The 12,222-nt window shown below is 61.9% G+C and carries 12 protein-coding genes; 4 read left to right on the forward strand and 8 right to left on the reverse strand.

Annotated elements, in window-relative coordinates:
• The first annotated feature begins 68 nt into the window (after window positions 1-68).
• Window positions 69-1,499, forward strand: coding sequence for a pyridoxal phosphate-dependent decarboxylase family protein (locus tag BM133_RS23725; RefSeq protein ID WP_093439178.1), 1,431 nt, complete (start codon window positions 69-71; stop codon window positions 1,497-1,499).
• Here the strand turns inward: BM133_RS23725 and BM133_RS23730 are convergent.
• The 7 genes from BM133_RS23730 to BM133_RS23760 all read right to left on the reverse strand — a co-directional run bounded on the left by BM133_RS23730 (window position 1,486) and on the right by BM133_RS23760 (window position 7,870).
• A complete protein-coding gene (locus tag BM133_RS23730; protein ID WP_093439181.1) occupies window positions 1,486-2,478 on the reverse strand; it encodes a Bug family tripartite tricarboxylate transporter substrate binding protein in 993 nt (330 codons plus the stop codon). The genes BM133_RS23725 and BM133_RS23730 overlap by 14 nt on opposite strands.
• Window positions 2,479-2,536: 58 nt before the next feature.
• Entirely contained in the window at window positions 2,537-3,037 is a 501-nt protein-coding gene (locus BM133_RS23735) for a flavin reductase family protein (protein WP_093439184.1), read from the reverse strand.
• 35 nt (window positions 3,038-3,072) lie between these two features.
• A complete protein-coding gene (locus BM133_RS23740; RefSeq protein WP_093439187.1) occupies window positions 3,073-3,870 on the reverse strand; it encodes a maleate cis-trans isomerase family protein in 798 nt (265 codons plus the stop codon).
• Entirely contained in the window at window positions 3,867-4,781 is a 915-nt protein-coding gene (locus BM133_RS23745) for a polysaccharide deacetylase family protein (protein WP_093439191.1), read from the reverse strand. Before BM133_RS23745 ends, BM133_RS23740 begins: the two co-directional genes overlap by 4 nt.
• Window positions 4,778-5,500, reverse strand: a complete 723-nt coding sequence (locus BM133_RS23750) for an isochorismatase family protein (RefSeq protein WP_093439194.1) — start codon at window positions 5,498-5,500, stop codon at window positions 4,778-4,780. Before BM133_RS23750 ends, BM133_RS23745 begins: the two co-directional genes overlap by 4 nt.
• An 11-nt stretch (window positions 5,501-5,511) precedes the next feature.
• The gene (locus tag BM133_RS23755) at window positions 5,512-7,020 is read right to left on the reverse strand and encodes a 4-hydroxyphenylacetate 3-hydroxylase family protein (protein WP_093439197.1); all 1,509 of its coding nucleotides are present in this window, start codon (window positions 7,018-7,020) and stop codon (window positions 5,512-5,514) included.
• Between the two features lie 73 nt (window positions 7,021-7,093).
• Window positions 7,094-7,870 carry a MarR family winged helix-turn-helix transcriptional regulator gene (locus BM133_RS23760; RefSeq protein WP_218158401.1) on the reverse strand — a complete coding sequence of 259 codons (777 nt, stop codon included), beginning with the start codon at window positions 7,868-7,870 and terminating at the stop codon, window positions 7,094-7,096.
• A 387-nt stretch (window positions 7,871-8,257) separates the two neighbouring features.
• On the opposite strand from BM133_RS23760, the gene BM133_RS35790 reads away from it, so the two are divergent.
• Both BM133_RS35790 and BM133_RS23770 read left to right on the forward strand, forming a co-directional pair.
• Window positions 8,258-8,353 carry a transposase domain-containing protein gene (locus BM133_RS35790; RefSeq protein WP_093439203.1) on the forward strand — a complete coding sequence of 32 codons (96 nt, stop codon included), beginning with the start codon at window positions 8,258-8,260 and terminating at the stop codon, window positions 8,351-8,353.
• A 269-nt stretch (window positions 8,354-8,622) separates the two neighbouring features.
• A complete protein-coding gene (locus BM133_RS23770; RefSeq protein ID WP_093439206.1) occupies window positions 8,623-9,927 on the forward strand; it encodes an aspartate carbamoyltransferase in 1,305 nt (434 codons plus the stop codon).
• Between the two features lie 310 nt (window positions 9,928-10,237).
• Here the strand turns inward: BM133_RS23770 and BM133_RS23775 are convergent, their stop codons facing one another.
• Window positions 10,238-11,161, reverse strand: coding sequence for a LysR substrate-binding domain-containing protein (locus tag BM133_RS23775; protein WP_177224929.1), 924 nt, complete (start codon window positions 11,159-11,161; stop codon window positions 10,238-10,240).
• A 173-nt stretch (window positions 11,162-11,334) separates the two neighbouring features.
• Between BM133_RS23775 and BM133_RS23780 the strand changes: the two genes are divergently transcribed.
• A complete protein-coding gene (locus BM133_RS23780; RefSeq protein WP_093439212.1) occupies window positions 11,335-12,216 on the forward strand; it encodes an FAD binding domain-containing protein in 882 nt (293 codons plus the stop codon).
• Window positions 12,217-12,222: the final 6 nt, after the last annotated feature.

The raw sequence follows: 12,222 nt of genomic DNA on the forward strand, positions 1-12,222 counted from the left end.
TTTCTTTTATGAATGTGATTCTGTCAAATGAATATATTCACTATGACTGTTCGGCGGATTTGTAATTTATGGAAAATATCATAAAGTCCCCCACGTGCGTCGGCTCCCGGGAACTGGAAGCGGCCGTCGTACAGGTATTGCGATCTCGCGCCAATCCGCAACCTCACGTTGTGCGATTGGCCGATGAGCAGGCCATTTCCGAGCTAAGGGCGATGCGAGTGCCACGGCAAGGGCGACCGCTCGACGCAGTGATCGATGAGATGGTGGAGAAGGTTTACCACCACAGAGCACAGGCAGACCATCCGCGCTTCTTTGCTTTCGTGCCGGGCCCGGCGTCTGCGTTGTCCGCAATCGGCGATTTGCTGACGGCCGTCTACAACCCCCATGCTGGCAACTGGCTCGAGAGCTCCGGGCCCAGTTGCATCGAGCAGCAACTGGTCAAGTGGCTGGCGGATCAATTGGGCTTGCCCGAATCATCCGGGGGCCTGTTCGTGTCGGGAGGCTCCATGGCAAATCTGACTGCACTGGTGGCTGCGCGAGACCAGCGCTTACCGGCGCAGGAGCGTGCGAAGGGGGTCGCGTATGTTTCCGAGCAGACGCACTCTTCGGTGGCAAAGGGGCTCAAGATCATCGGATTTCTGCCGGACCAGATCCGCCGCATCAAGTGCGATAGCAAGTTTCGCCTCGACGTGGATGCGCTGGCTGCGGCGGTGGCTGAAGACAAGAAGGGCGGCCGGCTGCCTTTTGCTGTGATCGCGAGTGCAGGCACAACAAATACGGGGAGCATCGATCCCTTGCCCGAGATCCGTAGCCTGTGCGATCGAGAAAAGCTGTGGATGCATGTGGACGGGGCATATGGCGCATCCATCGCGGTTTCGCCACTCTATCGCCATCTGCTCAAGGGTATCGAGGAGGCCGACAGCATCAGCTGGGATGCCCACAAGTGGCTATTCCAGACCTATGGCTGCGGCATGGTTCTGGTGCGCGACGGATCTCTTCTGTCGGCATCCTTTCATACGCGGCCCGAGTACCTCCGGGACACCGAGACGGATGAGGGGCAAGTCAATTTCTGGGATCTTGGCATCGAACTCACGCGGCCCGCGCGTGGGCTCAAACTCTGGCTGACCCTTCAAGTCGCGGGCTCCGATGCCATGGCCCACGCCATCGAGCACGGATTTCAATTGGCGCAGTGGGCCGAAGAGGAACTGAGGCAGCACCAGCACTGGGAAATCGTGACTTCGGCGCAACTCGCGATTGTCAATTTCCGGTATGCGCCAGGTGGGTTGTCCGAAGCGAAGATCGACGCTTTGAACAAGGCCGTTGCGCAGAGGGCGCTGCGGGATGGATTTGCAACGGTGCTGACCACCGAACTGCACGGGCGAACGGTTCTGCGAATCTGCGCCATTCATCCCGACGCCACCGAAGACGACATCCGAGAGACGGTGCGCAGGCTGAATGCCTATGCGGTAAGCGAGGCCAGGGGGTTCACTCAGGCTTGAGACCCGCCTGCTGAACCAGGGCATGGATCGTGGCATTGTCGGCGGCCACGAAGCTGCGGAACTCCACGGCGGTCATCGAGCCCTCGGTCACACCCAGCTCCGCAAAACGCCGCATCGTCTCCGGGCGAGCCAGGATCTTGCGGATCACGCCGTTCAACTTGTCGACGATCGGTTGAGGCGTCTGCGCCGGCGCGAAGATACCGAACCACGACTGGATATCGAAGCCCGGAACGCCTTGCTCGGCGATGGTCTTTACGGTCGGCAGCAACGGGTCGCGCACACCGCTGGTCACACCCAGCGGGCGCAGCTTGCCGCTTTGTATATGCTGCATGACGGAGGTGGTATTGGCGAACATCGACTGGACTTCACCCGACACCACGGCCAGCGTGGCCGGCGCCGAGCCCTGATAGGGTATGGACACCATGTCGACTCCCGTCTTGAGCTTGAATAGTTCGCCCGCGAGGCTCATCGACGTGCCGGTACCCGCATGCGAGAAGTTCACCGCGCCCGGGTTCTTTCTGGCGTACGCAAGAAACTCTTCCATCGAGCGCACCGGCATGGCCGCCGGAACGACCAGCACGTTGTTGACCTTCCCAATCAGCGCCACGGGCGAGAAGTCCTTCAACGCGTCGTAGGGCAGGTTACGCAACAGGTACGGATTGGCCGAATGGCTCCCCTGGCTGCCGAGCAGCAGGGTATGGCCGTCGGGCCGGGCGCGCGCCACGTAGGCGCTGCCCAGCGACGCGCTGGCGCCCGGCTTGTTCAGGATGATCACCGGCTGGCCGAGTTCCGTGGTAAGGCCTTCAGCCACGAGCCGCGCTACCACGTCGTTGGTGCCGCCCGGAGCGTAGGGAACGATCAGTTCGACGGGCTTCTGCGGATAGCCTTGGGCGGCCGCGAGCGTCGTTGCTGAGGTGACGACGGTGAGGAGCAGAACGCGCAGCACGCTGAGTGCTTTGCTGCTGGAACGATAGATCATTTCCGATGTCCTTGTGCGGGATGAGAGGGGGTGCGCGGAGGTGAGCGGGGATGAGAGGTCAGGCTGACGCCAGTTCGGCGTAAGCGCCCTTGCAGAAAATCAGCGGATGGCGGCAGTGATCTTCGAACGATTCGATCTCGCACAAGTGGATCGTGTGGTCGCCGCCGTCGTAGTGGTTGACGACGCGGCAAACCAGCGTGGCCGCGCAGCCCATGAGCACGGGTGTACCGCATGGCGCAGCGCTTCTTGCGACCCCCTCGAACTTGTCGGGATGCGGGTGCGCGAAGCGCGTCGACACGTCGCGCTGGTTTTCCGACAGGATGTTGATGACCATCGTTCCGGCGCGCGAGAACTCGTCGTGGCTGGGGCTGCTCTTGGCCTGACTCCACAGCACCAGTGGCGGATCGAGAGAGACGGACGCAAAGGAGTTGACCGTGACGCCGAAGGCGTGGCCGTCGGTGCCGAGTGCCGTCACCACCGTGACGCCGGTCGGAAATACGCCCAGGGTGCGGCGCAGTGCTCTGGATATGACGGTTTGCGGAATTGCGGATGCGGACATGACTGGATTCCTTCCGAAGTGAACAGATGCGGTGGCTAGAGAAGCCCGGCCCGCTCGACCCAATGACCCATCAGCGTCTCGCCCATGTAGGGGCGTGGCGCGGGTGGCGTGACACCTGCGGCCTTGAGCAATGCCCAAGCCAGGCAGAGGTTGGAGGACAGTACGGGCTTGCCGGTCATGCGGGCGATCTCGGGGATCGCCCGCAAGGTCGGCATACCGGTACCGGACATCAGGATCACATCCGCCCCGGAGGTGTCCAGCGTGGCGGCGGCGTCGATCACCATGCGGGTCCGCACCCGGTACACGTTGCGCGTGTCTTGTGTGTCCAGCAGCGTGCGAGCCGCGCCCGAGACGGTTAGCCCGGCACGCTCCCAGTAGATATGGCTCGCGTCGACCACCCACTGGGGGTAGGGCGCCAGCAGGGCGATGCGCGAGGCGCCCAGGAATTTGAGCGCACGAAGGATCGCGTCGGCGGAAGTGACGATCGGGTAGCCCCTTGCAGCCGAGAAGGCGTCGATCCGCCGGAGCTCTTCGTCGCGGCCGATGAGGTAGCTGGTGCCGGTGCAGGCATAGCCCAGCGCGTCGGGCCGCGCGGTATCGAAGGCATCCAGGCTGTCGCCGAGGTTGTCCAGGTACTGCACTAGGCGATTGCCGGAATCGGTGCGGCTGCCCTGCAGGCGCGTGGCGATCACTCCGACGCCTGCCGGCATCAACGCGGAAAACTCCGGCTCGACGATCGGGTTAGCCTGGGGAACGGCCACGCCCAACAGGGCTCGCGCGCTGTATTCGCGCTCGGTGCGATCGGCGGTGCCGATCGATGCGATCGCGCTCATGAGCGTTCGTCTCCCGGCACGGTGCCCACGGGCAGGGCAGCCACATGCCCTGCGATTTCGCCCGGCGTGGTAAACCACACCCCGTCTCGCTTGGACTGGATGTGTGCCAGCACGGTGCGCAATTGGCGGATGCGCTGCGGCTGTCCGCTCAGGAACGTGTGCAGCGACACGCAGTAGACCAGCGGCGTGGTCTTCGACTGCTCCAGCTGTTCGTCGAACGCATCGATCAGCATGCGCGTGAAGTCGCTGTCGCTGGCGCCGCGGTTCACGTAGGCCGGCAGGTCGTTGAGTTCCATCGACGGGTACGGCACCGCTAGGATGGGGCCGTTATCCGTGCGGAACCAGACCGGTTGCTCGTCGAAGAACCAGTCGAGCATGTAGGTGAACCCCTGCTCCTTCAGGAGCTCGGGCGTGCGGGCGCTCTGCGAGATGAAGGGACCCAGCCAGCCGGCCGGCGCGCGGCCTTCGGCTGTGCGCATGTTGCTCACGACTTGCGAAATCATGTGGCGCTCTTGCGCCTCGTCCATATCGATCTGGCGTTCGGAGTTGGTCCGGCCATGGCCCACGAACTCGTCGCCGCGCTCGCGAAAGGCGTCCAGCACGCGAGGGTAGGCGTCATACACCGACGAGTTGGCCAGCACCGCCAGCGGCATGTTGAACTCGTCGAACAGTTGCTTGATCCGCCAGACCCCCACGCGGTTGCCGAAATCGCGGTAGGCGTAGCCACGGTGGTAAGGCGCCGACGGCATCGACGTGAAATCGTTGCCTGGATTGCGGCCGAACTCGAAGGCCTCGATGTTCAGCGCGAAGTACACGGCCAGGCCAGTGCCGTTTTTCCACCGGTAACCCGGGCGGTCCACGATGGCGGAAAACGGATAGCGGTCCAGCCCGGTGTCGAACTTGTGTGTCATGGGGTTCTCTTGTCCAGTGGTATGTCGTGACGCGCAGGCACGGCGTGCAGCGCGGCCAGGAGGTCTTCGCAGGGCATCACGTCCGCATACTTCTGGGACATGTCGAAGAGATTGATCAGATGCGGCGCGACACCTCTGTCGTAGACGCAGTCTTCGGGCACCACCACGTGGTAGTTATACGAAAACGCATCGACCACGCTCGCCCGCACGCAGCCCGAAGTGGTGCAACCCACCATCACCAGCGTGTCGGCCCCCAGGTCCACCAGATGGCTGACCAGCGAGGTGCCGAAGAAGGCACTCGGGTGTTTTTTGGGCACGAGGATGTCGCCGTCGCGCGGCGCCAGCGGCGCGAAGAACTCGTAGCCTTGGGCGGGCACGCCCCACATGCTGGGCACCTTGGCCGCGAGCCGGCCTGTTTCGCTGGCGGTCTTTGGCGCGACATGCGGGTAGAGAACAGGCCAGCCTTTGTCGCGAAAGAGATCGAGCAGGGGGCCGATCCTGTCGGCGGCGGCCCAGGCTCGCTCGCCACACGACGTCGGAAACTCGCGCATGGCATCCTCGATCGACACGCGCGCGGTGCCGGTGGTGCGGTACTGCATGTCGATGATCAGCAGGGCAGGGCGCCGGCCGATTCCGCCGGCGCCGCCGAACCCCGCAGCGGCATACGCCGCGCGGTCCGAACCGGAAATCAGATCATCCCAAGGACGCTTGGTGGTCATGGCGTCCCTCCTCAGCCAGCGACGGCTTCGGCCGCGGAGAAATCGGTGAGGGGTGCACCCGATGGCTCACGCCCAGTGCCAGGACCGTAGCCGGCCATCAGCTTGTCGACGATGCCGTCGAAAGCGGCCCACGGCGCCAGCCGCATGCTGTAGGCGCGCACCACGAACGACGGTCCTGCATAGAAGTTCTCGTACTGCAGATGGCGGCTTGCGAACTCCGAGCCGAGCATGTCCCAGGCCAGCTTGTACAGCTTCATACGGTCGAGCGCGCTTTCCTTCTCGGTCGACCAGAAGCTCTCGAAGATATCGCTGAGCGCCTCGTCCTGCGTCACCGTGACATTGGCCGGCATCTGGAAGACGGCGCCGCCCATCAACTCGCGCACGGCCGTGCAGATGTGCACGTAGTTCTCCTGGCACCAGTTCAGCGCCGCATACATGTAGCGCCGGTTCGGCATGACGAAGCCATTGCCGATGGCCTCGTGCGCCAGCACCTGGCCGTCGAGCATGCCGGCCAGCGTCGCCTCCAGTGCGGACAGGCGACCGAGCGTGTCCTGCACCGCGGCGATGCCGCGCACGCCGCCCGATTGCGCGATCTTGTTGGCAAGGCCGACGATGAACTGCAGCTTCGCCCAGAAGCGGGTGTTCGACTGGTGGTTGCCCAGGCAGTGCCCGGCCGTGTCCAGGTAGATCGCGCGGCTGAGGTCCACGTGCCCGATCGTGAAGACACGCTGCCAGGGCACCTTGACGTGGTCGCAGAACAGCATGACATCCGATTCGTCGAAGCGCGAAGACAACGGGTTGTCGAAAGTGCTCTCGGCCATGCGCTCCATGGACTTGCGCGACCAGAGCGTCACGCCCGGCGTCGCCACGGGAATCGCGCAGGTCACCGCTTCCTTCTCGCGGCCGGGTGCGATGGGCGTCAAGTTGCCGATCCAGATTTCGTCGACGAACGCACCGCCGGTGGCTAGCATCTTCATGCCGTGAATCGTGATGCCGTGCTCGTCGGAGGCCACCACCTGCAGCGATGGCGAATCGAAGAGGTGCGCCTTCGCATCCTGGCTCCAGTTCTTGGCGCCGGCCGGCGGGTGTACCGCGTAGGTGACGTACAAATCGTTGTCGCGCAGATGCTTGTAGTAGGCGAGAAGGTGGTCCGGAAAGCCGTGGCCAGGCACGTCGAAGACCTCGGGCTTCATCGTCATGCCGGTGACGAACGACGACACGTGATCGGGCGAGCGCCCTAGCAGGCCGTAGCTGAAATCGGCCAGCAATTTGTGGCCGTTTTTGCGAAAGACCAAGTCCTCGATCGTGCGAGCCTGCTTGTAGTAGAAGCTGTGCCGTTCGCCGTTCTCCTCGAAGGACATGCCTTCGGTCTCGCGCTTGAAGTCGAACAGCCTCGCATAGCTGTGTGCTGCGTTTCTGAAGGCGGGATGGGTGGTCACGTCGGTGACCAGTTCGCTTCCGATGTAGATACGCCGGCCGTCTCGAAGCGCCTTCAGGTAATCGTCTCCAGTGCGTAGCATCAAGGCCTCATCAAGTTAGTTAAGTGACTTAACTATATGATCGAATTTCCGGGCTGTCAAGGTTTTTTGAGCCTTACTCGATCTCGAACTTACGGCTTGCGAGAAGTTGCTTGAGGTACTCGCTCGCCTGTTCGGCGTCGGTCAGCATGCGCTCGATCGTCTCACCCAGTTGTACGAGGCCCGCGGAATCGAACTGGGAGTAAAGGAGGTCGTTGATCTTCTGCTGCACAGGTGCAAGCGCGACGAGCGCATGGGTTCCGTGCTCCGTCAGCGAGAAAATCTTGGAGCGCTTGTCGTTCGCGGTGGGGTCCGCACGGATCAGATCTTTGGCAATCAACGGCTTCAGCTCCATGCTCACGAATGCCTTGGTAACCCGGAAATGCCTGGCCACGGATTGCGTCGTCCATGGGTCGTCGGTCGTCACGCGTGCGATCGCCTGCAATGCGACGTACTGGAACGGCGACACGTGTACCAATTTGCCAAAGCCCGCGCGAATATCCGCTAGCACCCAGCCCAGTACGGCCAGGCCCAGTGTCACTCTGCGCAGCGTCTGGTCAGTTCCGCCGACAAGCAGACTAGCGTGAGACGCAGTAAAGGGTAGGGCGGACTTGCTTGTCGCGCTTATTTTTTTGGCGGGCATACGAGATTTTGGATGGATCACAGAGAAGATAGATCCGCGCGGAATGCTAACCGAGCGAACGGGGGCCACGCCGAGCGCAACAAGATTTCCAGGGTGGCCGACGTACAAGGCATCGGCAGTGGCGGGTTCGCTCCAGCGAGGGTGGTCACGACCATTGCTCGACGCGCGTGCGAACAGACCGATAAACGCTCGCATTGGGATGCGCTGCAATGGCGTGGGCGACAGCAAAAAGCACCATTGCTGCGACGGTGGTCGAGTTCATTGGCCAGTTGTACGCCATTGAGCGCGAGGTGAAAAACGGGACGCCAGGGCAACGGCTTGAACAACGTCAACGCCTTGCCCGGTAGATCACAGCGACGTTGCACCGCCCGGCGCAAAAAGTTGTGGAACGTGGCGCCGCAGTAGTGCCATCGACTACAGCCTGAAGCGTTGAGCAGCGCCGATGCGCTACCTAGACAATCCAGCATCATCACGATGAGCAGAAAATCAGAATCTGGGCGACGGGGACGTCGCAAGTAGTTCTTCGCCGGAACGCAATTCGCCTGCCACGCGCGGCCGCGATCACGCGCTTGATCCAATCGGAAAAGCTCAACGGCCATGAATCATTACGCGTATCTGAAAGACGTTTTCACTCCGCTTCCTAAGCACCAGCAAAGCCAGATTGACGACCTTCTGCCACACTGTTTGCGTTAGTTGAGTTAGCTATACCTCTGAGAGCAGAAAGCTAGCGGCCAGAGGCGCGCTGCGGTGGATCTCAGCGGAAAGCCGGGTTCTGGAGGCCAATGCCCGCGCCCTTGCACTTGATCCAGGGTCCGACGCAATCCACCAGGTGCTCTTGGAAGGTCGGCGTCACCGCCAACCTGCGACCTAGCGCCTGAATAGAGAGTGCGGCGATAGCGAATCATAGGACGCTGAGCGTATGTGTTTCCATGAACACTACGCAAAGCGCGTATCCTTGGTGCATGAACCCACCCCAGCAAACATTTTTACGCGACGCAATGCGTACATTGCGCATGACAAGAGAGTCCTTTGCCCTGCGCTTGGGATGTACGAAGCGAGCCCTCGACACGTGGTTGCTTCCTGATGAATCAAAGGAATTTCGTGCGATGCCAGAAGTTGCCAGGAAATTCATCACCGAAATTTTGGCCAACGCGAGAGGCGTTGCCGTTTCGGCCGCAGCTGCTCATCACGGTTTAACGCAAGACGAAACTGTCCCGAATAAAGAATTTGGGGTACTAAGCCACCTGCTGTCCGTCGATCAGTTTTCGCGGGAATCAGCGGACGCTCTCTGTGCGTTGGCGGATGCCATGCAACCTGTTGCACGCCGTCGCAAGACCTGCCGAGTTCTAGAGGGTGCGGTCTTGGCGAATCTGTTTTTTGAGGCAAGTACCAGAACCCGCCTTAGCTTTGCCTCGGCCTTCAATCGCCTCGGCGGTTCAGTTTCCGATACAACCGGATTTACATATTCATCCATGGCCAAGGGTGAATCGATCCACGATACAAGTCGAACCGTTAGCGGCTATGCGGACGTCATGGTAGTCAGACACCCCGACCAAGGATCGGTTCGGCAGTTCGCTGCCGCGACAAACATTCCGGTCATCAATGGAGGCGACGGCGCAGGAGAACATCCCACTCAAGCCTTAATAGATTTATACACTGTCCAACAAGAGTTTTCTCGACTCGGAAAGCTCATCGATGGCGCTCACATTGCAATTGTTGGAGATTTGAAGTATGGACGCACAACTCATTCGCTGATCAAGCTTTTGTCGCTGTACAAACGTATGCGTTTTTCTTTGGTTTCTCCGCCTTCTCTGGAGATGCCAGAGGAAATCTGCCACCTAATCGCGCAGCGCGGGCATAACGTGGACGTATCTCACTCGCTTTCGGAGGCCATCACGGAGGCTGATGTCCTATACACCACAAGAATTCAGAAAGAACGGTTCACCGGCGAGGCTGTTCCAGAGTTTCTTTCTTCCTATGAGATAAATAAAAAGAGGGTGAATGAGCTATGCAGGCCGGACATCGTCGTACTGCACCCACTTCCGCGTGACAGTCGCGATGGAGCCTTTGATCTAAATACGGACCTCGATGGCGATTCACGTTTGGCGATATTTCGACAAACAGATAATGGAGTGCCAATTCGAATGGCAATATTCGCGACCCTATTGGGAGTTGATGGATTGGTCCAGCGCTCTTTGCGAGATGCCAATTGGGCTGTGCCTCTAACCTTGGGTCCGGACGACATCATTATTGAGCCGGTTGGGTGATTCAATGAGATGACTTATCAGCTTGCTTGGAAGGCTAGGAAAGCTCTGGTCAAGTTGTATATTGGCTTGGTGACGAGCTAACGGGGCGCTCCGTTGGGCTTCGCATGCTCGCCGTGTCGAGCGTACATCTGAGAGCCTCCGTGGCCTCGGCATGACGGCCCCGTGCTGCCGTCCCATTCATAACGAGGAACGGCGGAGCGCGCACTGAATCTGTGAAACCTGACGCTGGCGGCGCGCTGCGGCGAGGATGTCGGGCAAGATCGGCGATGACGGGTCACAGCAGTTCGTCGGCAGGCGCGTCAGTCCGGCCTCATGGCGGTGGCGGCAGTTGCCAGGTCATGGTGCGCGCCCAACTGTTGATCGAGTCCTCGGTATCGCGCCCCTCGCGCAGCAACCACTCGAAGAAGCTGTCGACGATCGGATTGCGGGCTCCGCCCGTTGCCATATTGGCGAAGTAGCTGCGCTGCATTGCGGCCAGCGGCCCGAAGGGGGCGCACAGCTTGCCTGACACGATGTCGTCCACCACAAGGAACAGCGGCACCAATACAACACCAAGCCCTTCGGATGCGGCCTGCAGCGCAAAGTACATCTGCTCGAACTGCAGCGTGTTGGCGCTCTGCAGGCTGGGCACGTCCGCGGCCGCCAGCCATTCCGGCCAAGTGTAGGGTGCTGTTGCATAGCCGATGAGGGTGTGGCGGTGCAGATCGTCGGGCGTGTGCAGGCCGCCGCTCTCCACGAGGTCCGTGTGGCACACCGGGACGATCAACTCGGTCATGAAGCGCAGCGATCTGCAGCCAGCCAGCGGCGCGTGCGCACCGCGAATGGCCACGCTGTAGCCGTGCTCCTGAAAATTGACCGGCAACAGCGAAGTGGTGAGTCGTATCTCCACATCCGGCCGCATGCGCTGAAAGCCCGACATGCGCGCGATCAGCCAGCGCATAGTGAAGGTGGGCGGCGCGTTCACGCTCAGCGTGGTCGGCGCGGCATGCTGCACCAGGTGCATCGAGGCGACGGCGAGCCGGTCGAGCATGGAAGTCACCTCGGCCGCATAGCTGCGCCCGGCATCGGTCAGCGTCAACTGCGAAGCCGAGCGACGGAAAAGCGCGGTGCCTAGCCAGCTTTCGAGCAAGGCCACCTGGCGGCTTACCGCGCCGTGCGTCACGTGCAGTTCGTCCGCAGCTTTCGTAAAGCTCACGTGGCGTGCCGCAGCTTCAAAAGCGCGGACCGCATTCATCGGCGGGAGTTTGCGAGTCATGGAGGGCCAGATGGTGCCGTGGCGGCGTGGGAATGTCAGTGAGTTTATTTGACGCTACGTGAGCTTTCTTGCGTTGCTGCTCCACGGTGCCATGCCGACACTCTGCATCAATCCACAGCACGGGCGCGTTTGCGCACCGCAAGACCAGACACATGAAGGCCGCACCGTTTGACTACATCCGCGCCGAAAGCACCGACCACGCGGTCGAGCTGCTGGCTCGCCACGGCAGCGACTGCAAGCCCATCGCCGGCGGTCAGAGCCTGGTGCCGATGATGGCTATGCGCTTGGCGCGCCCCGCTGTGCTGGTCGACATCAACCGCCTGGCCGAACTCAAGCAGGTCGCCATCGGCGCCGAGAGCGTGCACATGGGCGCAGCCACCCGGCAGCGCGATGTGGAAGACGACAAGGCACTGCACACTTTTCTGCCGCTCGTGCGCGATGCACTGCGGTGGGTGGGCCATATTCAGACCCGCAACCGCGGCACCGTGGGCGGCAGCCTCGTGCATGCCGACCCGTCCGCCGAACTGCCGCTGGCGGCTGCTGTGCTGGGCGCCACCATGCATCTGCGCAGCGAGGCCGACGGTGTGCGCGCGGTGCCGGCGCAAGTCTTCTTCCTAGGCCCGATGTTCACCGCCGTGGGCGAGACCGAATGCCTGGTCGGCATCGACTGGCCCGTGTGGTCGGGAGGCGGCGTCGGCACGGCCTTCGAAGAAACAGCCATGCGCCACGGTGACTTTGCCATGGCCTCGGCCGCCTGCCAGCTGCAGCTGGGGCCGGACGGAATTTGCAGCCGCGCTGCCATCGGCATGGGGGGCGTGGACGGCACGCCACTAGCGTTCCCCGCACAGGCCGAGCGGCTGGTGGGCCAGCGCATCGATGTGGCCTTGGCACGCGACGTAGCCCATGCCTGTACCGAGCACACCGAGCCCGGTTCCGACCTGTTTGCCGATGCCACCTATCGCCGCCACCTGGCCGCAGTGCTGATGACGCGCGTGCTGCTGCGCGCGGCAGCGGGACCGGCCGCAACGCATTGAACAAAG

The organism is Variovorax sp. 770b2, from assembly GCF_900115685.1.
Taxonomy (GTDB): domain Bacteria; phylum Pseudomonadota; class Gammaproteobacteria; order Burkholderiales; family Burkholderiaceae_C; genus Variovorax.

What these genes read in the sequence shown, in the direction of transcription:
- BM133_RS23725 (WP_093439178.1), top strand. Translation starts at nt 69, where the DNA reads ATGGAAAATATCATAAAGTCCCCCACGTGCGTCGGCTCCCGGGAACTG.
- BM133_RS23730 (WP_093439181.1), bottom strand. Translation starts at nt 2,478, where the DNA reads ATGATCTATCGTTCCAGCAGCAAAGCACTCAGCGTGCTGCGCGTTCTG.
- BM133_RS23735 (WP_093439184.1), bottom strand. Translation starts at nt 3,037, where the DNA reads ATGTCCGCATCCGCAATTCCGCAAACCGTCATATCCAGAGCACTGCGC.
- BM133_RS23740 (WP_093439187.1), bottom strand. Translation starts at nt 3,870, where the DNA reads ATGAGCGCGATCGCATCGATCGGCACCGCCGATCGCACCGAGCGCGAA.
- BM133_RS23745 (WP_093439191.1), bottom strand. Translation starts at nt 4,781, where the DNA reads ATGACACACAAGTTCGACACCGGGCTGGACCGCTATCCGTTTTCCGCC.
- BM133_RS23750 (WP_093439194.1), bottom strand. Translation starts at nt 5,500, where the DNA reads ATGACCACCAAGCGTCCTTGGGATGATCTGATTTCCGGTTCGGACCGC.
- BM133_RS23755 (WP_093439197.1), bottom strand. Translation starts at nt 7,020, where the DNA reads ATGCTACGCACTGGAGACGATTACCTGAAGGCGCTTCGAGACGGCCGG.
- BM133_RS35790 (WP_093439203.1), top strand. Translation starts at nt 8,258, where the DNA reads ATGAATCATTACGCGTATCTGAAAGACGTTTTCACTCCGCTTCCTAAG.
- BM133_RS23770 (WP_093439206.1), top strand. Translation starts at nt 8,623, where the DNA reads ATGAACCCACCCCAGCAAACATTTTTACGCGACGCAATGCGTACATTG.
- BM133_RS23775 (WP_177224929.1), bottom strand. Translation starts at nt 11,161, where the DNA reads ATGAATGCGGTCCGCGCTTTTGAAGCTGCGGCACGCCACGTGAGCTTT.
- BM133_RS23780 (WP_093439212.1), top strand. Translation starts at nt 11,335, where the DNA reads ATGAAGGCCGCACCGTTTGACTACATCCGCGCCGAAAGCACCGACCAC.